Consider the following 22,033-nt stretch of genomic DNA (forward strand, 5'->3'; position numbering starts at 1 on the left):
ATCCTTAGCCCCACCGGTTTGCTCGCCGGCTACAGCCCGGACGCCAGCAAGCTCAGCGAGCGCCTGGATAAGGTCGACACCGCCAGCGGCGCACAATTGATCAGCGCCTTGGCCGCCAGCACGCAGATCCGCAGCTTGCGCACCGACCATCAACTCAAAGTATTGGCGCCCTTCGCACCGATTCCTGGTGGCAAGCCGTGGGGCGTGTTGCTGGATGTGCCGGAAAAAGTCCTGGTCGGCCCCGCCGAAGCCCTCAAGGCGCAACTCGACGCCGATAACACCCGCGGCACGTGGCTGGAACTGAGCCTGGGCCTGCTGGCCGCCGTGGTCGGCTTGATCCTGGTGTGGCTGATGGCCCGCAGCGTGACCCGGCCGATCCTTGGCGTAGCGCGCATGCTGGAAGACATTGCCAGTGGCGAAGGCGACCTGACCCGCCGCCTGGCCTATGACAAACAGGATGAGCTGGGGCAACTGGCTGGCTGGTTCAACCGCTTCCTCGACAAGCTGCAACCGATTATTGCCGAGGTCAAACGCTCGGTTCAGGACGCCCGTGGCACCGCCGACCAATCCGCCGCGATCGCCACACAAACCAGCGCTGGTATGGAACAGCAATACCGCCAGGTCGACCAAGTGGCCACTGCCTCGCATGAAATGAGCGCCACTGCCCAAGACGTGGCCCGCAGCGCCGCCCAGGCAGCCCACGCCGCGCGCGACGCCGACCAGGCCACCCGCGAAGGTTTGACCGTGATCGACCGCACGACCACCCACATCGGAAATCTGGCGGCGGACATGAGCACCGCCATGGCGCAGGTCGAAGGCTTGGCGGCCAATAGCGAGAAAATCGGTTCGGTGCTGGAAGTGATTCGTGGCATTGCCGAGCAAACCAACTTGCTGGCACTCAACGCCGCCATCGAAGCCGCGCGCGCGGGTGAAGCCGGCCGTGGGTTTGCCGTGGTCGCCGACGAAGTGCGCAACCTGGCGCGACGCACACAGGAATCGGTGGAAGAAACCCGCGTGGTGATCGAACAGCTGCAACACGGCACCACCGATGTGGTCGGCTCCATGGGCAACAGCTATCGCCAGGCCCAGGGCAGTGTCGAGCAGGTCGGCCAGGCCGTCACCGCCCTGCGCCAGATCGGCGATGCGGTGACGGTGATCAGCGACATGAACCTGCAAATCGCCAGCGCCGCCGAAGAGCAAAGCGCGGTGGCCGAGGAGATCAACGGCAACGTGGCGACGATCCGGGATGTGACCGAGTCGCTGTCTGAGCAGGCGAATGAATCGGCGCGGGTGAGCCAGGCGCTGAACAGCCTGGCGAATCAGCAGCAGGGGTTGATGGATCAGTTCAGGGTCTAAATCTTCAACATGTCGAATGATGAATGTGGGAGTCGGGCTTGCCCGCGATGACGGTGGGTCAGTGCCAGATGGATCAACTGACAAAACCGCAATCGCGGGCAAGCCCGCTCCCACATGTTGTTCAGTGCTGGGTCAGGCCTGGCGCTTGGGCAATTCGATCAGCACCTTCAGCCCGCCCAACTCACTCTCCTGCAAATGCAACACCCCACCCCACACCTCGACGATATCCCGCACGATCCCCAGCCCCAGGCCATGGCCGTCAATTTGCTCGTCCAGGCGCGTGCCACGGCTGAACACTTGGTCGCGCTGACTTTGCGGAATGCCAGGACCATCGTCCTCCACAGCCAGCAGATAGCTGCGCGGCGTTTCGCTGATGACCAAGCGTATTTGCGCATCCGCCCATTTACAGGCGTTGTCCAGCAAGTTGCCGAGCAGTTCCAGCAGGTCTTCGCGGTCCCACGGCAAATGCAGTCCCCGCGTGAGGTGGTAACTCAAGTCCAGGTGTTCACCGTGGATCATGTTTAGCGTTGCCAGCAGGCCCGGCAGCTCTTTTTCGCAATCAAACAAGGCGCCCGGCAGGGTTTCACCGGCAAGGCGCGCGCGGTTGAGTTCGCGATTCAGGCGTTGCTGCACGTGCTCCAGCTGTTCACGCAAAAGTTTGCCCAGTTCGGGATGAGCCCTGAGCTGTTCGCTCGACGCCACGCTCAGCAGCACGGCCAACGGTGTTTTCAGCGCATGCCCCAAGTTGCCCAACGCGTTGCGCGAACGCTTGAGGCTGTCTTCGGTGTGGGCCAGCAGGTGGTTGATCTGCGCCACCAGCGGCTCCAGTTCCTGCGGCACTTGGGTGTCGAGTTGCGAGCGCTGGCCCTGTTGCAATTGGGCGATCTGTTCGCGAGAGGCTTCCAACGGGCGCAAGGCTCGGCGCACGGTCACCCGTTGCAGAACCAGCACCAACAGCAGTGCCGCGAGCCCCATCACCAGGCCGATCTGACGCATCAAACGGAAACTTTCCCGCACCGGCGTGTAGTCCTGGGCCACGCTGATGGAAATTGACTGGCCAAAACGCTTGTAGTCCGCCCGCAACACCAGCAGTTGCTGGCCTTCCGGGCCCAACTGCAGGTTGCCCTTGAGCCCGGCTTCGGGCAGTCGCGGTAGTTCCTGGTCCCACAGCGAGCGGGAACGCCAATGAATGTCGGCAAAATCGATGCGAAAATAGTGCCCGGAAAACGGCCGCTGATAAGCCGGTGCCAGGCGCTGTTCATCCAACTGCACGCCGTTCGGCCCACGCACCAGCGCCACCAGCAGGTTCTCGGCGTCATTGCGCAAGCCGGCTTCCAGGTAGCGCTGCAAACCAGCCTCGAACAACCACAAACTGGTTTGCGCCAGCACCACGCCGACGATCACCATTACGCTGATCAGCCCCAGGCTCAGACGCCGCTGAATCGACTTCATACAGCGCCGGCGCCAAACCGGTAACCTTGGCCACGCCGGGTTTCGATCACACTGCGGCCCAACTTGCGGCGCAGGTGGTTGACGTGAACTTCCAGCACGTTGGAATCACGCTCGGTCTCGCCGTCATAGAGATGCTCGGCCAAGTGGCTTTTCGACAGGATCTGTTCCGGGTGCAGCATGAAGTAGCGCAGCAGGCGGAATTCGGCGGCGGTCAGCTGGATCTCGTCGCCATCACGCAGCACGCACTGACGGCCTTCATCCAGGTGCAGCCCGGCGGCTTGCAAGGTCGGCTGGTTGGCGTGGCCGTGAGAGCGGCGCAGCAAGGCCTGGATGCGCAGGTGCAGTTCTTCGGGATGAAAGGGTTTGCTCAGGTAATCGTCGGCGCCGGCCTTGAGCCCCTCGATACGCTCGGCCCAGGAGTCGCGGGCGGTAAGGACCAGCACCGGCGTGGCCAGGGCGGCCGCACGCCACTGCGCCAATACCTCAAGCCCTGGCAAACCGGGCAGGCCAAGGTCGAGGATGATCAGGTCATAAGGCTCGCTGCGGCCTTGGTACGCGGCATCGCGGCCATCGGCCAGCCAGTCGACGGCATAACCCTGGCGCTGCAGGCCGGCCAGCAATTCATCGGCCAGGGGCACGTTGTCTTCCACCAGCAGCAGGCGCATCAGTCGTCTTCCTCATCTTTGAGCAGCACACCCGTGGTGGCATCCAGCTTGATCTCGCGCACCACACCTTCGGTGGTCACCAGCTCTACTTCATAGGCATATTGACCGTGCTTTTTTTCAAGCTCGGCTTCCAGCAACCGGGAGCCGGGGTAGCGCGCCATGGCTTGTTGCAACAGTTGCTCCAACGGCAGGATTACGCCCTGCTGGCGCAGTGCCAAAGCTTCATCCTGGTTGAGGTCACGGGCCGCCAGGCTTGAGCAAAAAACCATGAGCGCCAGCACCATCCAACCGCTGGCGCGTCGATATACCGTCATTACGTATCCTGATGATTCTTGAGAACGTGCCCGGAGAGCGCGTCCAATTCGACTTCCCACTCGATGCCGTCGGCATCTTCCAGTTCGACTTGATACAGGTACTTGCCGTAGGCCTGGTCCAGGTCGGTGTCGAGTAGGGTCGAACCCGGATGCAGCGCCAGAGCCGTGGCTTCCAGCTGATCAAAGGCAACAATTGTAACAGTGCCAGGCAATGGCAGTGGCTTGTCGGGGTCCACTGCTCGGGCCTGTGCCGCGGTGGACGCGATGATACCGGCGGCGACCAGCACTGTGAGGCGCTTCATGGCAAATCTCCGTTTCAGGATGTTTTTCCTACGCAGGCCACCGTACTCGCTGCAACTTAACTGAAACTGAATTGCCACCATGGCAATTTCCTCGCGCTCTTCTTCACCTATCACACCGCGAGTTTTTCTATACTGCCCCGCTCGCGCCAAAAGAGACCGGTATGACAGCCATCCATATCAAATTCCCCGCCTTGACGCTCAAGGCCGGTAAACGCGCCTTTACGCGCATTCGCGAACAGGGCCTGACGCCTGCGGATGTCGGCATTCTCCCCGGCGCGGCCGGTGGCCCTAAGGCGCTGGGCATCCAGGGCCTGGACCTGGCGTTGTTTGGCGATTGGTTGCCGCGCGCGCCACGCGAACGCGCACTGATCGGCGCGTCCATCGGCTCCTGGCGGTTTGCCAGTGCCTGCCTGCCCGACCCGGTGCAGGGCCTGCTTGACCTCGGCCGCTTGTACAACGAACAGCGTTTTGCCAAAGGCGTGACCATGGCCGAGGTCAGCCACAGTTGTCAGCGTATGCTCGATGAGCTGCTCGCCGGTCGCGATGCGCGGGTGCTGGACAACCCCGACTATCGGCTGAACATCATGGTGGTCAAAAGCCACGGCCTGCTCGCCGATGACCACCGTGGGCGGCTCGGCCTGGGCCTGTCGTCGGTGATTGCCGACAACCTGCGCGGTCGCGCGCGGCTGTCGCGGCATTTCGAGCGGCTGATCATCCACGACCCACGTCAGGCGCCACCGGTACATCCGCTCAAGGACTTCCCTTCGCGTTTCCTCGAACTGGAGTTGGGCAACCTGCGCCAGGCGCTGCTGGCGTCCGGCTCGATCCCCATGGTGATGCAAGGCGTGCGCGACCTGCCCGGCGCCGGCGCCGGTACCTACCGCGACGGCGGCCTACTGGACTACCACCTCGACCTGCCCTACCACGGCGACGACATCGTGCTGTACCCGCACTTCACCGACCGAATCATTCCCGGCTGGTTCGACAAGGGCTTGCCGTGGCGACGCAGTCATCAGCAGGGCTTGCAGGATGTGTTGCTGCTGGCCCCGTCCAAGGACTACCTGGCCCGCCTGCCCCATGGCAAATTGCCGGACCGCAGCGACTTCAAGCGCTTCATGGGGGATGACCCGAGCCGCAATAGATACTGGCAAACCGCAATGAGCGAGAGCCGGCGGTTGGGCGATGCGTTTCTGGACCTGGCCGATAACGGCCAATTGGGCGAGCACTTGCTGGCACTATGACCAAGCGGTATGCGCGGCGAAGGATCAAGCTGTTAAACTCGCCGCCTGCCAGATACCTGACCGAGCTGAAAATACTGTGGAAATCTTCAAAGAATTTACCTTCGAGTCCGCCCACCGCCTGCCCCACGTACCGCAAGACCACAAATGCGGGCGCCTGCATGGGCATTCGTTCAAGGTGGCGATCCACCTGAGTGGCGACCTGGATCCCCATACCGGCTGGATTCGCGACTTCTCGCAGATCAAGGCGATTTTCAAACCGCTCTATGAACGCCTCGACCACAACTACCTCAATGACATCCCAGGCCTGGAAAACCCGACCAGCGAAGTGCTGGCCAAGTGGATCTGGAATGAGCTCAAACCCCTGCTGCCGGAACTCAGCGCGATTCGCATCCATGAGACCTGTACCAGTGGCTGCATCTATCGCGGCGAGTAAGCCGACGTTGTGAAAAAACCACCCTCGCGGTGGTTTTTTTATGGCCGGCTACTTTACAGTCAGGGCTCGCGGCCGAAACGAGCACACGTTGATGCACCCTTCGATACGCCACGCCACTGCCGGGCCGTCGCCCCTGATGCCCAGGGCCTGGGGTTCGGGCGGCTGTTGATGGATTTTGCGCCGCAACAGGCGATCGACGCGGGCTACGAAGCGATCCGCCTGTACACCCATGAAACCATGACCGAAAACATCACGTTGTACACCCGCCGCGGCTATGTCGAAACCCATCGCGCGCAAGAGCATGGCCTGCGCCGCGCGTACATGACCAAACGCCTCTAGGAGAAGCCCATGGAAACTATCTGGTTGGCCCAGGCCAAGCGCCTGCAGGCATTGGCGTCCACGGGGCTGCATTTTTGCACCGACGCCTTTGAGCGCGAACGCCTTGAGGAAATCGCCGAGATTGCCCATAGCATGCTGGCGCAACTGGCGGATGTGCCGCTGGAACGTATCACCGGGCTGGTGCCGGATTTCGCCAAGCGCTATTCGACGCCCATGATCGATGTGCGCGGCGCGGTGATCGAGGGCGAGCGCATTCTGCTGGTGCGTGAGCTGACCGATGGCTGCTGGGCGTTGCCGGGTGGTTACGCCGATATTGGTTTGTCGGCGGCGCAAAACATCGTCAAGGAGATTCGCGAGGAAGCCGGGCTGAACGTTACTGCGCGGGCGCTGTACAGCGTCACGCACAAGGCCAAGGGTTTGTACCGCCCGGATGTGCGGGACTTCTACAAGTTGTACTTCCTGTGTGAACGCGTGGACCAAGTGGCACCTATGGCGGGGTTCGAAACCACTGAAGTGGGCTTTTTTACCTTGAACGACCTGCCGCCACTGTCCCGTGGGCGCACCATCGAAAGCGATCTTGAAGCGGCGTTTGCGTTCCATCGCGGCGAGACTACCCAGACGCTGTTCGACTGATCCAATTTGTATCACTGCTGCACCGCTATCGTGCCCGACAGGGCACAAAGACCACTCCTTGCGACGATTCGCCCCTCAATGGCTATAAATACTGTGCACGCTGCACAGCGCCCACCGTGCGCCCGTCACTGCCGCTGATTTGGCACGGGCGGTGCAACAGGCTTGCGTCACTCATTCAGGGAGCAGGGCCATGACGCAGCAAGAACCAGGCAACGATTACCCCCTCAGCGAAGTGCCGATGCATGCCCGCAAGGGCCTGGCGTCTACCGCCATGGTGCTGCTGGGGTTTACGTTTTTTACCGCAACCATGTTTGCCGGCGGCAAGCTGGGCGTAGCGTTCAGTTTCACCGACATGCTCGGCGTCGTGGCCTTGGGTAACCTGCTGCTGGGCATTTACGCCGCAGGCCTGGGTTACATCGCGTTCAAAAGCGGCCTGAACTCTGTGTTGATGGGCCGGTTCTGCTTTGGCGAAGTCGGCAGTAAGCTCAGTGACTTGATCTTAGGTTTCACTCAGATCGGCTGGTACGCCTGGGGCACTGCGACCGCCGCCGTCGTGCTGGGCAAGTATTTCGAGCTGAGCCAGGGCAGCGTGCTGGCATTGATGGTGTTGTTCGGCATGGTGTTCTGCGCCACCGCCTATGTGGGGTATCGCGGGTTGGAAGTCCTGTCCTACATCGCCGTGCCAGCCATGGGCATCTTGCTGTTTCTGTCGATAGGGGTGTCCACCGTAAAAATCGGCGGGCTCGATGGCCTGCTGGCCGTGGTGCCGACGGCAGAGCTGGACCTGTCCACCGCGATCACCCTGGTGTTCGGTACGTTTGTCAGCGGCGCGACCCAGGCGACCAACTGGACGCGGTTTTCCCGCTCGGCCAAAGTCGCGGTGCTGGCCAGCCTGATCGGTTTTTTTATCGGCAATGGCTTGATGGTGTTGATCGGCGCCTATGGCGCCATCGTTTATCAGCAGCCGGACGTCGTGGAAGTATTACTCCTGCAAGGCTTCGCCATGGCGGCGATGGCCATGTTGCTGCTCAATATCTGGAGTACCCAGGACAACACCATCTACAACTTTGCCGTCGCCGGCTGCAATTTGCTGCGCACCCAGCGGCGCAAAACCGTGACCCTGGCCGGGGCAGTGATCGGCACCCTGCTGGCACTGCTCGGCATGTACGACATGTTGGTGCCCTACCTGATTCTGCTGGGCACGGTGATCCCGCCCATTGGCGGGGTGATCATGGCCGATTTCTTCTACCGCTATCGCGGCCAGTACCCGCGCTTGGCCCAGACACGTCTGCCCGCCTTCAATTGGCCAGGGTTGGTGGCGTATGCGGTAGGCACCGTGCTGGCGTTCCACTCGCCCTGGGTGGCGCCGTTGGTGGGGATTGTGGCGGCGTCGCTGACCTACATCGTGCTGACGTTAGTGCTGCGCGTACGCGCGCCATCGGCTGACGCCCCGGCATGAGCCTGACGGTCGCGGATGTGCTGGCCTTGCCGGGCCTGGAATCGATAAGCCTGCGCGCGGGTGACGCAGGTCTGGATAACACCGTGCGCTGGCCCTATGTCGCGGAAAACAGTGGGATCGCCGAATGGGTACTGGGCGGCGAACTGGTGTTCGTCACCGGTATCAATCACCCACGCGATGACGCCAACTTGCTGCGCTTGCTGGATGAAGCCTGTCAGCGCCAAGTTGCCGGGCTGGTGATTCTTACAGGGCCTGCCTATATCCAGGCGATTCCCCAACGCTTATTGGACGCCGCCGAAGCCGCCGGTATGCCGCTGATCGAGCAACCTTATTCGCTGAAAATGGTGCTGGTGACCCAGGCGATTGGCTCGGCGTTGATCGAGTCCGAGCAACTGGGCCGTTCGCGGCATGATGTGCTGGAGCGCTTGCTGGCCGGTGATTATCAATCCTTGGAGGTGTTGCTGCATCGCGCCGCGCAACTGGGCATGTCGCTGGCAGGGCATTGGCAGATCGTCCAGTTGCAACTGGAGGGTGGCGAGGCGCTATTTGCCCAAAACGATACGGCGCAGGTGGAAGCACAGTTGGCGCGCCAGCACGACAGTATTGGCCGTCGGCTGCGGCAGTTTTCGGCGCAGCATCGTGCGCTGTTGCCGGTGTTGGGGCGGGCTGGGCAATGGACAGTGTTGCTGCCGGCCACTGACGCGGCTGCGGCGCTGGTCAATCGTCAGCAATTGGCCGCGTGGCTTAACCCGTTGAACCTGCGCCTGGCACCCTTGAAGCTGTTTATAGGCCTGAGCGCCGCTGCGCACCCACCTGCTCGCCTGGCCCAGGCGCACGATGAAGCACGCCAGGCGCTGACGGCGGCGCGGCGTTTCAGCGACCGCAACGGGCTCTGTGTGTATGACGAACTGGGCGTATTGAAACTGCTCAGCGGCGTGCGTGATCGCGCCCTGCTCGACCAGTTTCTCAACGAGCGCTTGGGGCCGTTGCTGCGTCACGACCTGCACCATGGCCCAAGCCTGATGCCGACCCTGGAAGCCTGGTTTCACGAGAATGGTAATCTAGTCGCCGCCGCCCAGCGCCTGGCCGTGCACCGCAACACCCTGACGCACCGCGTCCAGCGCATCGAAGCCCTCTGTGGGCTGACGCTGGACAACTCATATGACCGCCTGGACATCGGCATCGCCCTGATGATCTGGCGGCTGTCTGCCTGACTGTCTTTAGCCAAGAGGAACTTGCCCATGCATATCATCAACGCCCGCCTGCGCAACCGTGAAGGCCTGCATGATCTGCACCTGGAACACGGCCGGATCGCCAGCATCACCCCACAAACGGTGGTGCCTGTTTTAACGGCCGAAGACCTGGATGCCGCCGGCAACCTGGTCATACCGCCTTTTGTAGAACCGCATATTCACCTCGACGCCACCCTCACCGCCGGCGAACCGCGCTGGAACATGAGTGGTACGCTGTTCGAGGGCATCGAGTGCTGGGGCGAACGTAAAGCCACGATCACTCAGGAAGACACCAAGACCCGCGCCAAGAAAACCATCCAGGCCCTGGCCGCCCACGGTATCCAGCATGTGCGCACCCACGTCGACGTCACCGACCCCGACCTCACAGCCCTCAAAGCTATGCTGGAAGTGCGCGAAGAAAGCACGCACCTGATCGACCTGCAAATCGTCGCGTTTCCCCAAGAAGGCATTGAGTCCTACCGCAATGGCCGCGAATTGATGGAAGAAGCCATCCGCCTGGGTGCCGATGTGGTGGGTGGCATTCCCCACTTCGAATACACCCGCGACCAAGGCGTGAGTTCGCTGAAGTTTCTCATGGACCTGGCCGAGCGCACTGGCTGCCTGGTGGACGTGCACTGCGACGAAACCGATGACCCGCACTCACGCTTTCTCGAGGTGCTCGCCGAAGAAGCCCGCAGCCGCGGCATGGGCGCGCGTGTTACCGCCAGCCACACCACGGCCATGGGCTCTTACGACAATGCCTACTGCGCCAAACTGTTTCGCCTGTTGGGGCACTCGGGTATCAGCTTCGTCTCCTGCCCCACCGAAAGCATCCACCTGCAAGGGCGTTTCGACAGCTTCCCGAAACGCCGTGGCGTGACCCGCGTCAACGAACTGCTCGAAGCAGGCATGAACGTGTGCTTCGGCCAGGACTCGATTGTCGACCCTTGGTATCCACTGGGTAACGGCAATATTCTGCGCGTGCTGGAGGCCGGCCTACACATCTGCCACATGCTCGGCTACCGCAACCTGCAAAGTGCCCTGGACTTGGTCACCGACAACAGCGCCAAAGCCATGGCCCTGGGCGAGCGTTACGGCCTGGAGCCCGGGCGCCCGGCCAACCTGGTGGTCTTGTCTGCAGACAGCGACTACGAAGTCATCCGTAGCCAAGGCCTGCCGCTGTACTCGATCCGCAATGGCAAGGTGCTGATGAAACGCCAACCGGCGCAGGTGGCTTTTTTGTAAGCGCTGCCGTTAAACAATCGAATCGATATCCAGGGGTTGTGGCCTCCCACGGTCACTGTGGGAGGGTGGCGGGATACTGGCGAGTTGGGATATCTCACGATTTTCACGGTGGCTGAACCAACGCTTGAGGCTGGGTTGCAAATCGGCCGAGTGGGCTTGGCTGCCGTATACATCACGCACGTCCAGGCGACGCCAGCGTAAGGACTCCAAGCGCTGGCGACTGGTGCGCAAGCGATCGATTTCTGCATTCAACGCCTGGTTATGTTCGTGCCCGTAACTGCGCTGGTTCGTGGGGCGACGCCGATCAAGCTCACGGTTCTTGTCACGCAGTTGCTGAGTCATGGTCTGCAGCGCATGGTCAATCAGCTCAAACTCCCTGGGTGTGACCAAAGGCCCTTGGATATCCACGGTCTGTTGCCAGCGACGCAACGTGGCCCACGCTGCAGGAATGTAGCTGGCGGTCATGAAGTGCTGGTTGGCCTGGAGCAGTTGTTTGAGCAGGTTGGCGCGGTCAGGCATATCACCGTGGAGTTGCAACGCACGATTGCAACCGGCCTCGAGGATGGACTCACAACCGGGCTTCCATAACACCGAGGAAAGGGTGCCGTCCGCGAGCTGGATCGGCATGAAGTGCTGCTGTTCGCCGTGATGCTGGTAGGGGTTGCCACCAACGCGCACCAGGCCAGCGGCGAATAACAAGCCGCCCGGAGCGGGAGCGCTGAATAACATCACCGCCCCCGGAACCCAGAGTTTGGTGGTGGTGTTCATCCACGGGGCGGGGACGCTGGGGACTGGGTCGTTGTGATTGACGATGCGGTGATGGACTAGAGACGAGGCGCCTTCAGAGAACTCGGAGTCGGCGGCGCGAGGGGCGCCGTAGGTGTAGACGAGAATGTTGTAGTCAGCGCTGGGGATTCGACGCAGCCCTTCTGCCAGGAGCAAGGCGATGGCGCCACCGAGGCTGTGGCCGCAAATGACAATGCGTTGGCCATCGTGGAATTGCCCGAGGTACTGCAGAACGAAATCGCGCATCGCTCGATACGCCTGGTAAAAGCCCTCATGGGCTTTACCTGCGCCTTCAGCAAAGGGCACTTGGTGGGCATTAGCGTCGCGCAGTGCGTCGACGCCACTGGCGGTGCCTCGCACCGAAATCAGAATGACTTGATCGTGATGAGTGATAAACGCCTGCGTATCAGTGCCGAACTGTTCATCGTCGAAAAAGTGCACGCGAGCAGGATGTTCCTGTTTCTCTGCGAGTTCCGAACGGTTCTGCGGATACAACTCAGGATCGAAGGGCACAATTTCAAAGCGCTGGGAGTATGGAACTTCCTCATAAAGCGGATAAAAGCGTTGAACCTGCTCACCGTCCACCTTCCAGGCTTCCTGATACCCCGACAGTTTTTCGGCGAACACATTTCCCACGCTTGGAGACAGGGGAAAACTGACTTGATCCACGGGACGCGTTGGAGGCTCCTGGCCAAAGTCGCAGTAACTCAAGGTGGACATCAACGCCAGTTGATACAGGTTCAAGGCACAAAACCGATCATCGCCGGAGAGCATCGGGCGCAAAGCACGCAGCGGTCGTACTTCCAGTAACGTGTGCAGGTTAGGGAACAGCACAACACCTGACAACGCTGGCTGAGGCGGACCGAATCCCAGTTCAGCCATCATTCTTAGCGCGTGCCGTTGAGGTTGATAAGCCCGAGGCGCCAACGGCGGCAGATGAGCAACATGTCGGACCAGGTCGCGTACTTCAACTTGATAAAACCGGTCCGCTTGGTGCTGGGCAGGGTTACTCTCAGTACGTTGACCATCAGCAGCGACAAAGCGGGTTTGTTCGGCACGAATCTGGAGTTCGGTGATAGGTAGCTTGTAAGTCTCGCGCGTGCTCAATCCAAAATACGGCGCCTCTTTCCCAGAATACAGCCCCTCCAGAGCAAGAACGACGGGGCCGCAGTAAAACCCTTGTAGCTTGGCAAACCCCTCTCCAGTCAGTCTTCCGCTGTACTGCTGCCCTGTACTGTCCTGGATCGTGTACGCAAGCCCGCCATATGCCTTACCGCTGCCCGTTTCATCAACTAGACAAAAGCTCGCCCAATGCCCTTTCACCGCGCAAGCAGGCATCTTGCTACTGAAAAAAGGTTGCTTCCATGCTTCCTGGTTCATGACTCAGCTCCTTGTTATTTGCACGTGGGGTAGACATCACAGGTGCGTCCATCGGGCATCGTTATCGGTTTAAAGTCAGTTGTATCGCTGTCGCAAGCGCCCTGCAGGTCTTCAAAATTTTTCCCTCGACAGCGTTTCCAACCGCCGGGTACAGCCATCCAGCGTCGGTCAAAAGCCGGCGCCTCCTCATCGGTGAGTGCCAGCACCAGCCTGAGTGTCTTTCCAGGCAGCAGATCTCGTTGTGCAACCCCACCCGCTCGCATTTTTTGCCGCTGCCCCATCGCGTCCAAAGCCTTGCATTTCAGAAGTTTCCTGATCGTATGCAACCGCCCGACCGTCCGAAAAAGCCACATACATTGCCCCGGCAACACCTGTACACCTGAGTCTGGCATCCCTGCCACCCCCTCAGACTCAATAGGATCTGTAAAGTAGATACCCCCCAGATCCCCACCGACATCAGTGTCGCGCACGCCCCACTTCGCATAAAAGTTGAACTCCACACTGCGTAGCACCGTGGGGCAGCCCTCAATGGTTTCAGTCAACGGCAGGTCATAGCTGACCCGCCCGGCGACGGGTTTGTAATCAGCAATAATAATTTTCCGTTCAGGCCTTTTGCCGCGTCGCCGCGGCAGGTTGCAGAGTTGCTCTCTAGCGGGACGGTAATTCGCCGCGCCAATAAATCGAAATTGCGCCGGCAAATCCACCTCCAACGTGAAGTGGTCAACCGGCCCTACCGAACACCCCGAAAGCCATCCCATTCCAAGCACAGCTAAAGCGCCACGCATGCACCTATTCATACTTTTCCCTCAACCCTCGCCACTGCTGCTGCACCCGTTCGAAATGATCGCCGGGCACCTCGTCTTCTATCGGTTGCCAGCGAATCACGCTGGCTCGCGTCGCCTCCTCCAACCTGCGCACGACCAGGAATTCAAGTTGCTGAGGCCCGAGCCATTGCCAGGCTCGGGCTTGTTCCAGCACCTGGGTCAGCCAGATACTGAGGTCTTGAAATTCGACTAAAGCGGCGAGGCCTTCGCTGTGTTCGATCAGCAGGTAGCGCAGGACATTGGCGTGCAAGATGGCCTCAGCCTGCGGGTTGGGTGTGCTCAACCAAGGCGCTGGCACAGGCACCGGGTACTCGCCAGGCGCCGGGTTCTCGCCCTCGCACCAGCGGCCCTCGTGCCAGTAGTACACGTTGATCAGCGGGCCGAGAAAGACCGGCCAATGATCGATCGGCAGGTGGGCCAACGCGCGAGCCAAGGTCCGGTTGTCGTGAAAGCGATACAGGGCTTGGCTTCCTGCAGGGCCGACCAACAGACGCTCGCGCCAGTGTCGAACCACGCCTTCGAGATCATCATCGGGCAGGCTGCCCAACCAGCCCCAGTTCGTCTGCGGGTGTTGCAGCAACTCGACCAGTGCCGGTTCACCTGGCTGGTCCACTAGCAGGATCACCGGGCCGACAGTGGTCAGCTCGGCCACGGCCGTCTCACCGTAGAGACGGCAATACTGCGCAAGATTGCGCACCACCACTAGCGGCTCCCGAGTGGCGTGGTTGCCGTCAAGGATCAAGCACACTCGGCGTCCCGCCTGATGTTGCAGGGCCATCCAGCGGCCTGGCATGCTCTCCATCAAGCCGCCCTCCCCGGGGTGTTGCACAGGCCTTCGCGGCATTGCTCACACACAGGGCAGTAGTCAGCGCCCAACTGCCGGGCCATCTCCATTATTACGCCCTGCACCGCTGAAACCTTCGGGGCATTCGTTGCAGCAAAAGGGCTCGCCGACCTGCCAACAGGCGCAAGGCCACCGACAGTAATGGGCCTGCTGCTGAAAATACCACCCGCCTGGATCAGCAAATGCTCTCCGCCAGCCTGGAGGCTCAGTTGTGCACCGGCATTGATGACCAGGCTGACACCGGCTTTAAGATGGACCTGCTGCCCGGCTTCGATGACCAGGGTTTCACGCACATGGGTTTCGCTGCGGCCTTGAACATCCAGGCGATCATTCGCCTTCAGTACGACATGGCGATCACCCGCAGTGTGACGGTGCTCTGCGCTTTCCAGGTGAACGGTGCTTAGGCCCCGAATGATTTCACGCCGCTCTCCGGCCACCTCCAAACGACTGTCGTGACCGACCTGCTGCTCCAGATCCCGTTGGGCACGCAGGTAGATGAGCTCCTCGCCGTGGCGGTCTTCAAGGTACAACTCGTTGGCCCCACCGCCGCCCGTGGAACTGCGGCTGCGCAACACGCTACGCGTCTTGTATTGCGGCAAAGGATAGGCAGGCATGTGTAACGCATTGGGCAGGCAGCCATGGATCAAGGGTTGGTCGGGGTCGCCTTCGAGAAAGGTCACCAGTACCTCCATGCCCACTCGAGGAATCAACATCGCGCCAAAGCCATCTCCCGCCCACCCGCAAGCCACGCGCACCCAGCAACTGCTCTTGTCATCGGTGTTGTCCAGGCGGTCCCAGTGAAAACGTACTTTCACTCGACCGTAGGCATCGCAATGCACCTCCTCGCCTGCGGGCCCGGTCACCGTCGCGGTCTGGCTGCCATTGATGGTCGGCTTGGTGTGCTTGAGCGATGGCCGATGCGCTGCGCGCCAGGGCGTTGCGCTGAATCGGTTGCGATAACCCTGGAATACATCCACCTCAATCGCCGCCGCCTCCAGCACTTGCGGTTGATAACCCTCATGACACACCGATTTGATCAACCACAGGTCGTTGCAGGCGGGATCCGGGTGATCAAGCAACTCCATAAAATGACCGCTGCTTAATGCCGGCTGATCGCTTCTACCCAGTGCACGATGGGAATCACTCTGATGGAGTTCCAGGCCTCGACGTGCCAGTTGCTTGCCACGCGCATGGCCGGTGAAACCGCCGGGGTAGCGGTAATCCTCAAGGCTTCGTACCGATGCAGCACTGGCCTTCTCTTGCAGGCGCAGCGACGGGTGTTCGAAGTCACGATCGCGCCGCACCGTTTGCCGGCTGCGGGTTTCCAGACGCACGTCGAAACGCCGGACCGCTCTGGTATCAGCCGCCAGGTCGCCCACCGCACGGTAGCGCTGCACAGGCAGGCGTCGAAACACTGTTTGGTCATCACCAAACACCAGCAGATGATTATCTGGGCTGTGGCGAAAATGGTAGTGAATCCCCTCCTCCTCACACAGCCGCTGGATAAAGTGCAGGTCGCTTTCTGCGTATTGCACGCAGAACGTACGGGGCGGATAAACCACCGGCCCAAGTTCGAAGGCATAGGCGTCGGCAAGGATGCCGTGATGCTCAAGTACCGCAGCGATGATTTGCGGCACGCTGTGCTGCTGGAAAACCCGCTGGTCACGCCGATGTGCAAGGCACGCCAACCGAGGCGCCAAGGTGAGGTGATAGCGGGTGAGCCGAACACCGGGGCTATCCCGGCCAATGGCGTAGACCTGCCCATGCAGGCCCGCGTCCGCCTCACCAAAGTCCAGATAGGCTGGCAGGTGGAGCAGCGCCTCCAAATCCACACTGGGGTTTTCACTGACTAGCTGCAGGTGAATGAAATAGGGCTGATCAAGGAACTCGCTACCTTTGAAAGCCAGCACCTGAAAATCACGGGGCGCGTCTGAAACATTCAACGCTGAAAATATCAACTTAATACGCGGCAAAACCAAATCGCCAACCATCCTTAGTTACCCGTCATCAATGATTTGACTGAAAGGCTTTCTCCCGTCGGATGTTGATTGAACTGCCGGGATAAAGCGCCTGAACGCACTGAAGCTTAGCGATTTCAGGCGAAATTCGGGCCTCTAAAAATAAAAAAGAAGATTCGTACGGGCTGGTCGGAAGTGTCTTTTACAAGACAAGACAAGCGGCTGATTGAACAACTAGCAGCAACAAGAAAAGTCCCACATACATCTGAAGAACATAATTACCCATTAGAGAAACGGCTGACACTTATCAAGGATATAAGCCGCTCTCACATGTTCAGACTTGCGGTCGTGCCGTCCCGAATAAACTGACGCTCAGCAGTGTTTCACCCTGACTCAGCAACCGTACCGGCGCCGTGCCACCCGGCATGACCACGGCCACTTCCCCTGCCTCGACCCAACCTGCCCGCCACGCCGCGCAGGCCACTGCACTGGCGCTGGTTCCGGACGACGCCGTAGGCCCCTCGCCCCGCTCAAACACCCGCGCGATAACCCGATTAGCCGAAGACCGAGCGGCCCATTGCAGATTGACCCCGCCAATGCAGGGCTGACCGCGCCCGACAGGTGGCGCAAAGGCAATTGCCTGCAACCGCTCGAACAGGACGCTCTGCTGCATCAACTGATTGTCAGGTAATGCCAAGGCGTGCTCGACGAGTGTCACGCAGTGGGGATTGCCTACACGGACAAACTGGCTGCGTGCCCATTGCGGGTTGATCGCCGCCAGGCAAGGCACATGGCTGAACCCGCGATGCTTTTCGTCCACACCCTCAGCGCCAACCGCTGAGGGCCCGAACGCTGGCCGCCCAAGGGCCAGCCAGAAACCCGTTACCTGCCCGTAGACCGCAGGCTCGACGGTCGTTGCAACGGGCGACACAGCATCGGCTTTGTCGTGATGTACTCGCAACTCGCAGCCCTGAGTCATCAAGCCCTGATCGGTCAGCGCCTGGGCAAAAATAGTCAAGCCGTTGCCGCTGCGTTCGGCGAGTGAGCCATCCGTATTGACGATCAGCAGGTCAAAGGGCGGCGCGCACTGGAACGGCCCGACCAGCAAGCCATCGCAGCGGTGCGCCTTCGCACCCGCCGGACGCAGCAATGTGCCCCACTCACATTCGGATGCGACAGCCAAGGAGGCCCAGGCTTTTGCAGTACGCACGGCCTCGGCGGCGATGCCCTTGCGCCTTAATAAGGCAGGGCTGATCACACCGTAGATATTGCCGCGGGCATCGTAGAACGGGGTCATGGCGTCATTTATATCCATTGTCGCTGAGCCTCAAAAAGAAAAGAGACTGCGCGATTGTGTGCGATAGCGTCGTTTGACACCACCCGCAGCCGTGGCGAAAACCGCTGGCGCGGACGTCCGAGCTCAGTCACCTGAGCACTAATAAGCAGTGGCCTGGAAAGTGGCAATCCGCCGCAAGACGCCCGGGGTCACCAGCGCTCACGGGGATTGCTCACTTTTCAGGCCACCTCCTGCAAACCCCACAAGTCTGGGTGGCTTCCAAGCGCCATCACGTTCCGTATGTGTAGAAATAAAAATATCGACCTTTATGCAGATTCCCAGCGTCAGGGGAACCCAACTCGCCCGCCAAGGCCTGATGTGCAAGGATGTCGCACCGGACATCGTTCGTTGAACGCAAAACCAAGGATTTTCCATGACTGCCATCCCCACCCCAGCGCCCGTGGTTCCCGGGCGGCTGGAACAAATGTCGACCCGTATCGCCTTTTTCATCGCCGGTTTCGGTATCGCCGCGTGGGCGCCGCTGGTGCCGTACGCCAAAGCACGCGCACAACTCAATGAGGGCACGCTTGGTTTGTTGCTGTTGTGCCTGGGCATGGGTTCGATCATCGCCATGCCTGTGGCGGGAGCACTGGCATCACGCTATGGCTGCCGCCGCGTACTGACAGCCGGAACGATCATGATCTGCCTGGCCCTGCCGATGCTTGCCACAGTCAGTTCGATTCTATTGCTGATGGCTGGGTTGTTCCTGTTTGGCGCAGGCTTGGGCACCGTGGATTCGACCGTCAACCTGCAAGCGGTGATTGTTGAGCGCGCCAGTGGCAAAACCATGATGTCGGGCTTTCATGGCTTGTTCAGCCTGGGCGGTATCGTCGGCGCGGCGGGTGTTGCCGGGCTGCTGGGGCTTGGGCTGTCGCCGTTGCAGGCGACGCTGGTGGTCATTGTCATCATGGCTGCGGCGTTGCTCAAGGCCGGGCCACACCTGTTGCCCTACGGCAGTGAAAGCTCGGGCCCGGCGTTTGCCGTACCGCACGGCGTGGTGATGTTTATCGGCTGCCTGTGCTTCATCGTATTTTTGGCTGAAGGTGCCGTACTGGACTGGAGCGCCGTGTTCCTGAGCGCCGAGCGTGGCCTTGATGAGGCTTACGCCGGCCTTGGCTACGCGGCGTTTGCCCTGACCATGACCGCCGGGCGCCTGACGGGTGATGCCATTGTCCGACGGTTGGGTGCGACCCGAGTGATCGTGATCGGTGGCGCGCTGGCCACCGCCGGCATGTTGCTCGCCACACTCTCCCCAGCCTGGGAAACGGCACTTCTTGGGTACGCATTGGTGGGGGCCGGTTGTTCGAATATCGTGCCGGTGCTGTACACAGCCGTCGGTAAGCAAAAGGTCATGCCGGAACATATCGCGGTGCCTGCCATCACCACACTGGGTTATGCCGGTATTCTCGCAGGCCCTGCCGTAATCGGTTTTATCGCCCACGGCAGCAGCTTGAGCACAGCCTTCGTACTGATTGCGATGTTGCTGGCGGGTGTCGCCATCAGCGGCAAGGTTCTCAACGTGTAAACCGCTCATCTCACTGGGCCAGGGTATTTACCTGGCCTTGTGCGCCTCGTGCAGTTCCAGCCAGCGCTCCAGGCTTCTGCTACACAGCCATCCATCATGCTTGGGGCGCCCAAACAAACGCGTATTACTCGCACGCTCCAATGACCGTAATAAACCGGGGCGTTCGATGATGTTTTTTGCCGTGTACACGCAGTGCTCGCTGTACTTCTTTCGAGGAAGCCCGGTGGCGGGCTCCAGCATCAGCATGCCCTGTGAGTCGGTGGCATCGGGGTCATTCATCACGGTTTTGAGCAGTGCAATATCCACGTATTCAAGGGCTTCAAAAAAAACCGTGCGGTCCTTGGGCTTATCCCTCAATTGCTTGAAATAGCCTTGCAGGGCCTGAACGACTTCGGCATTGCCTTGACCATGAAAGGGATCCTGGCTGAAGGCGCCGCGTGAGCTGTTACCGCGCAACGCAGATGCGGCGGCGCCCAGGCTATCGCGGGTGATATACCCATCGCCATCGATGATCGAGTCGTTCAGCAACGGACGATTGAGAATCTCCCTGGCCACCAGAATGATACGGTCCTGCACGTTACTCTCCTCCCAACGCTTGCGCCGCAATTTGCCGCAGCGACGACTGCGTCAAGCGGCCATCCTTTACAAACGCGTGCAGCTCGCCAAAGTTCTTCTGCAACTCGCCCGCCAATTGGCTATCGGTGGAGTTGGGGCCCGGCAGCGTTGTGTTCGCGCGCGCAGTCGGCGCGTTCTGCAATGCCTGGTAGCGCAACGAAGACAACGTTGCGCGCAACAGAGCAGGCCGCCGCGGCGCTACATCCGGCGCAGCGAATTGATCATCGCAAGGCGACGGAACAATGGGTGGAGGCGAAACCCAATGTGTCTCTGACACAGCCATGGCCGTTGCCTGTCCGCGCGGTATTGCACCCTCAATTTTCATGTGTCATCTCCCACCTTTTCCGGATCTACACTTACCTGACAGCTACCACCGAGGCACCCCGGATCGTCGAATCGACTCCAGGGCGGCAAGCAACCGATATGTGGTCGGCTGCGCGCAGTAGTTCCGGGCAAACGTTGAATACCAATGACTGCATGTAAAAAAGTGCGGCGCAGGTTCAAACAGGCCTTTGCCCGCGCCACCAGGTCGTAACACCGTTGATCAGTGCGGCCCACACACCCTTGGAGTGCCTCAGCGGCTGGGTATTCGTGTCGCCTGCATGACCTGGGGCAAGCATGCCGCGAGCGAAATCATCGGCCACCGGTGCCTGGAATTTACGCTGCCCTGCAAAGGTTTTCATGCGCTGCATCTCTGCAGCGTATCCGTTCGCCAAGGCCGCATAGAAGGCGTTACTCGATGCCTCTTCCCCTTTTACCGATGCTGAGCGATCAACCTCAGGGCCTTTGGAAAAAGCGTCACGGCTGCCGGTTTGGCAGGATTGGAACGAGGTTGAAGTCATGTCTTGGCCCTGATTCAGTGTCTGAAAAGGCGACCGGCTCCGGTAAAGCCGCTGGATATGTATGCCCTGAGTGGCAAATGTGTGGAAATAGTTCCTTGAACAATTCGCAGCACGAGGCGCCGCCAAGTGTTCGCAGCGCCTGATTGCCCTGCGCTATGCCATCATGTACGACGCCAACATGAGCCCCGTTTGGCTGATTCGGTTGTCTGCGGACCTACTCGCAACGTTATCCAGCATGTCCAGCAAATCCTTGCGATCGGTAGCTGTTTTACTCACATTAAGTAAGTGGTCCAGTGAAGATATCCCCGTCTGTTGAAGACCGGCCAGATATTCAAGGTCGAGGATGTTGATTTGACGGCCACCAAAGTATTCTGAGAGTTGACCGAAATGGCTGTTCAGTTCCTGAACTACTTGCTTATTAGTGCTGTATTTCAAGGGGTTTTGGTCGCGGTTGAACGCACTGAAATGGCTGATTGAGACCTGATCGCCAGTCGCACCTGTGCCCGGCTGCCGGAAAAAGGCATCCATTACGTCGGGACGCTTCATAAGCTCGCCGGCCAGCCGAATGTTTTGATTCATCACAGGGTTTCGACCCGGTTTTTGTTGCGCCATTTCTTCAATAGCGTGCTTGCTGATCGTCGAACGGTTACCCGGCGTTGTAAATGCGCGGGCGTTCCTCAGAAGGTCAGTCGCCAGTTGATCGTTGCTTTTCTTCGAGTACATCGGGTCTGTCTTACCCAGCGTAATCGGGTACGGGCCATGCGCGTTAATGAGTGGCTTGGGCCTGCCCATCCAAGGGTTCCCCCATTGCTCAAGCTGCTGCGTGCCCCCGTGGTGTGAGGCATGGTGCGTCATGGCAGAAAAATCTTGGGAATGGGCTGGGCTATTAAAGTAATTGTGATGACTCGCTGCCGGTTGTTGCTGGCCAAACACCGGCCCACCCTGACTTTGCGAGGCGTGAAAATTGACGCTTCCACCGCCGTGGCTGTGGTAGGACGCCGCAGTCGATACCGCAGCACTGGCCTGGGCTGCGGGGTTAGAGTTAACCTGCGTGGTGTCCGCACTGGATGAAATTGATACAGATACAGTGGTAGTCGAGACCGACATGAGTGCCTCCAGGGCAAGGGGTGCGATTATCAACCTGTCGCTGCACGCTTATGTAGAAGGCGACCAGGTCTGCCTCCTGTGTGGCTTAACTGTCGGAATAGGTTCCTGATCAAACAGAAAGTCGCGTGAAAGGCCGTAGGAAACA

The 22,033-nt window shown here is 60.1% G+C and carries 22 protein-coding genes and 2 pseudogenes; 10 read left to right on the plus strand and 14 right to left on the minus strand.

Going from position 1 to position 22,033, the window contains the following annotated elements:
* Nucleotides 1-351: 351 nt before the first annotated feature.
* Nucleotides 352-498: pseudogene (locus tag E0F99_RS31130) on the plus strand (HAMP domain-containing protein); the annotation flags it as partial.
* A 102-nt stretch (nucleotides 499-600) separates the two neighbouring features.
* The gene (locus E0F99_RS31135; RefSeq protein WP_407021053.1) at nucleotides 601-1,356 is read left to right on the plus strand and encodes a methyl-accepting chemotaxis protein; all 756 of its coding nucleotides are present in this window, start codon (nucleotides 601-603) and stop codon (nucleotides 1,354-1,356) included.
* Between the two features lie 132 nt (nucleotides 1,357-1,488).
* Here the strand turns inward: E0F99_RS31135 and E0F99_RS13420 are convergent, their stop codons facing one another.
* The 4 genes from E0F99_RS13420 to E0F99_RS13435 are packed head-to-tail and all read right to left on the minus strand — an operon-like array spanning nucleotide 1,489 to nucleotide 4,089.
* Nucleotides 1,489-2,808 (minus strand): sensor histidine kinase, encoded by a 1,320-nt coding sequence (locus E0F99_RS13420; protein ID WP_083359195.1) that lies wholly within the window; start codon nucleotides 2,806-2,808, stop codon nucleotides 1,489-1,491.
* Nucleotides 2,805-3,473 carry a response regulator transcription factor gene (locus E0F99_RS13425; protein ID WP_083359196.1) on the minus strand — a complete coding sequence of 223 codons (669 nt, stop codon included), beginning with the start codon at nucleotides 3,471-3,473 and terminating at the stop codon, nucleotides 2,805-2,807. Before E0F99_RS13425 ends, E0F99_RS13420 begins: the two co-directional genes overlap by 4 nt.
* A complete protein-coding gene (locus tag E0F99_RS13430; protein WP_083359197.1) occupies nucleotides 3,473-3,787 on the minus strand; it encodes a PepSY domain-containing protein in 315 nt (104 codons plus the stop codon). The genes E0F99_RS13425 and E0F99_RS13430 overlap by 1 nt, the downstream gene beginning before the upstream one ends.
* Nucleotides 3,787-4,089: a PepSY domain-containing protein gene (locus E0F99_RS13435; RefSeq protein ID WP_083359198.1), complete on the minus strand. Its 303-nt coding sequence runs from the start codon at nucleotides 4,087-4,089 to the stop codon at nucleotides 3,787-3,789. Before E0F99_RS13435 ends, E0F99_RS13430 begins: the two co-directional genes overlap by 1 nt.
* A 161-nt stretch (nucleotides 4,090-4,250) precedes the next feature.
* Between E0F99_RS13435 and E0F99_RS13440 the strand changes: the two genes are divergently transcribed.
* The 7 genes and pseudogenes from E0F99_RS13440 to codA all read left to right on the plus strand — a co-directional run bounded on the left by E0F99_RS13440 (nucleotide 4,251) and on the right by codA (nucleotide 10,671).
* On the plus strand, nucleotides 4,251-5,330 hold the full coding sequence (locus E0F99_RS13440; RefSeq protein WP_083359199.1) for a hypothetical protein: 1,080 nt from the start codon (nucleotides 4,251-4,253) through the stop codon (nucleotides 5,328-5,330).
* A gap of 76 nt (nucleotides 5,331-5,406) precedes the next feature.
* Nucleotides 5,407-5,763, plus strand: a complete 357-nt coding sequence (gene queD, locus E0F99_RS13445) for a 6-carboxytetrahydropterin synthase QueD (protein WP_083359200.1) — start codon at nucleotides 5,407-5,409, stop codon at nucleotides 5,761-5,763.
* A 123-nt stretch (nucleotides 5,764-5,886) separates the two neighbouring features.
* Nucleotides 5,887-6,102: pseudogene (locus tag E0F99_RS13450) on the plus strand (GNAT family N-acetyltransferase); the annotation flags it as partial.
* Nucleotides 6,103-6,111: 9 nt separating this feature from the next.
* The gene (locus E0F99_RS13455; protein WP_083359202.1) at nucleotides 6,112-6,735 is read left to right on the plus strand and encodes an NUDIX hydrolase; all 624 of its coding nucleotides are present in this window, start codon (nucleotides 6,112-6,114) and stop codon (nucleotides 6,733-6,735) included.
* Nucleotides 6,736-6,925: 190 nt separating this feature from the next.
* Entirely contained in the window at nucleotides 6,926-8,194 is a 1,269-nt protein-coding gene (gene codB, locus E0F99_RS13460; protein WP_083359203.1) for a cytosine permease, read from the plus strand.
* Nucleotides 8,191-9,408: a PucR family transcriptional regulator gene (locus E0F99_RS13465; protein ID WP_083359204.1), complete on the plus strand. Its 1,218-nt coding sequence runs from the start codon at nucleotides 8,191-8,193 to the stop codon at nucleotides 9,406-9,408. The genes codB and E0F99_RS13465 overlap by 4 nt, the downstream gene beginning before the upstream one ends.
* A 27-nt stretch (nucleotides 9,409-9,435) precedes the next feature.
* Nucleotides 9,436-10,671, plus strand: a complete 1,236-nt coding sequence (codA, locus tag E0F99_RS13470; RefSeq protein ID WP_083359205.1) for a cytosine deaminase — start codon at nucleotides 9,436-9,438, stop codon at nucleotides 10,669-10,671.
* A 9-nt stretch (nucleotides 10,672-10,680) separates the two neighbouring features.
* Here the strand turns inward: codA and E0F99_RS13475 are convergent, their stop codons facing one another.
* The 6 genes from E0F99_RS13475 to E0F99_RS13495 all read right to left on the minus strand — a co-directional run bounded on the left by E0F99_RS13475 (nucleotide 10,681) and on the right by E0F99_RS13495 (nucleotide 17,760).
* Nucleotides 10,681-12,339, minus strand: coding sequence for a lipase family protein (locus E0F99_RS13475; protein ID WP_232000095.1), 1,659 nt, complete (start codon nucleotides 12,337-12,339; stop codon nucleotides 10,681-10,683).
* Nucleotides 12,340-12,344: 5 nt separating this feature from the next.
* The gene (locus E0F99_RS30435; protein WP_232000096.1) at nucleotides 12,345-12,515 is read right to left on the minus strand and encodes a hypothetical protein; all 171 of its coding nucleotides are present in this window, start codon (nucleotides 12,513-12,515) and stop codon (nucleotides 12,345-12,347) included.
* A 336-nt stretch (nucleotides 12,516-12,851) separates the two neighbouring features.
* Complete coding sequence (locus E0F99_RS13480) at nucleotides 12,852-13,634, minus strand: hypothetical protein (RefSeq protein ID WP_083359207.1); 783 nt, start codon at nucleotides 13,632-13,634, stop codon at nucleotides 12,852-12,854.
* Nucleotides 13,627-14,463, minus strand: coding sequence for a DUF4123 domain-containing protein (locus E0F99_RS13485; RefSeq protein ID WP_083359208.1), 837 nt, complete (start codon nucleotides 14,461-14,463; stop codon nucleotides 13,627-13,629). Before E0F99_RS13485 ends, E0F99_RS13480 begins: the two co-directional genes overlap by 8 nt.
* The gene (gene tssI / locus E0F99_RS13490; protein ID WP_083359209.1) at nucleotides 14,463-16,496 is read right to left on the minus strand and encodes a type VI secretion system tip protein TssI/VgrG; all 2,034 of its coding nucleotides are present in this window, start codon (nucleotides 16,494-16,496) and stop codon (nucleotides 14,463-14,465) included. The genes E0F99_RS13485 and tssI overlap by 1 nt, the downstream gene beginning before the upstream one ends.
* Before the next feature lie 301 nt (nucleotides 16,497-16,797).
* Nucleotides 16,798-17,760: a diaminopimelate epimerase gene (locus tag E0F99_RS13495; protein ID WP_083359210.1), complete on the minus strand. Its 963-nt coding sequence runs from the start codon at nucleotides 17,758-17,760 to the stop codon at nucleotides 16,798-16,800.
* Nucleotides 17,761-18,172: 412 nt separating this feature from the next.
* On the opposite strand from E0F99_RS13495, the gene E0F99_RS13500 reads away from it, so the two are divergent.
* Entirely contained in the window at nucleotides 18,173-19,324 is a 1,152-nt protein-coding gene (locus E0F99_RS13500) for an MFS transporter (protein ID WP_083359211.1), read from the plus strand.
* A 27-nt stretch (nucleotides 19,325-19,351) separates the two neighbouring features.
* Here the strand turns inward: E0F99_RS13500 and E0F99_RS13505 are convergent, their stop codons facing one another.
* The 4 genes from E0F99_RS13505 to E0F99_RS13520 all read right to left on the minus strand — a co-directional run bounded on the left by E0F99_RS13505 (nucleotide 19,352) and on the right by E0F99_RS13520 (nucleotide 21,888).
* A complete protein-coding gene (locus E0F99_RS13505; protein ID WP_083359212.1) occupies nucleotides 19,352-19,900 on the minus strand; it encodes a type III secretion effector protein in 549 nt (182 codons plus the stop codon).
* Nucleotide 19,901: 1 nt separating this feature from the next.
* Nucleotides 19,902-20,117, minus strand: coding sequence for a hypothetical protein (locus tag E0F99_RS13510; RefSeq protein ID WP_130908790.1), 216 nt, complete (start codon nucleotides 20,115-20,117; stop codon nucleotides 19,902-19,904).
* A gap of 322 nt (nucleotides 20,118-20,439) precedes the next feature.
* Nucleotides 20,440-20,781, minus strand: a complete 342-nt coding sequence (locus E0F99_RS30440) for a type III secretion protein (RefSeq protein ID WP_242626908.1) — start codon at nucleotides 20,779-20,781, stop codon at nucleotides 20,440-20,442.
* A gap of 153 nt (nucleotides 20,782-20,934) precedes the next feature.
* Nucleotides 20,935-21,888 carry a hypothetical protein gene (locus tag E0F99_RS13520; protein ID WP_130908791.1) on the minus strand — a complete coding sequence of 318 codons (954 nt, stop codon included), beginning with the start codon at nucleotides 21,886-21,888 and terminating at the stop codon, nucleotides 20,935-20,937.
* Nucleotides 21,889-22,033: the final 145 nt, after the last annotated feature.

It is taken from the genome of Pseudomonas antarctica (assembly GCF_900624995.1).
GTDB classification, from domain to species: Bacteria; Pseudomonadota; Gammaproteobacteria; order Pseudomonadales; family Pseudomonadaceae; genus Aquipseudomonas; species Aquipseudomonas antarctica.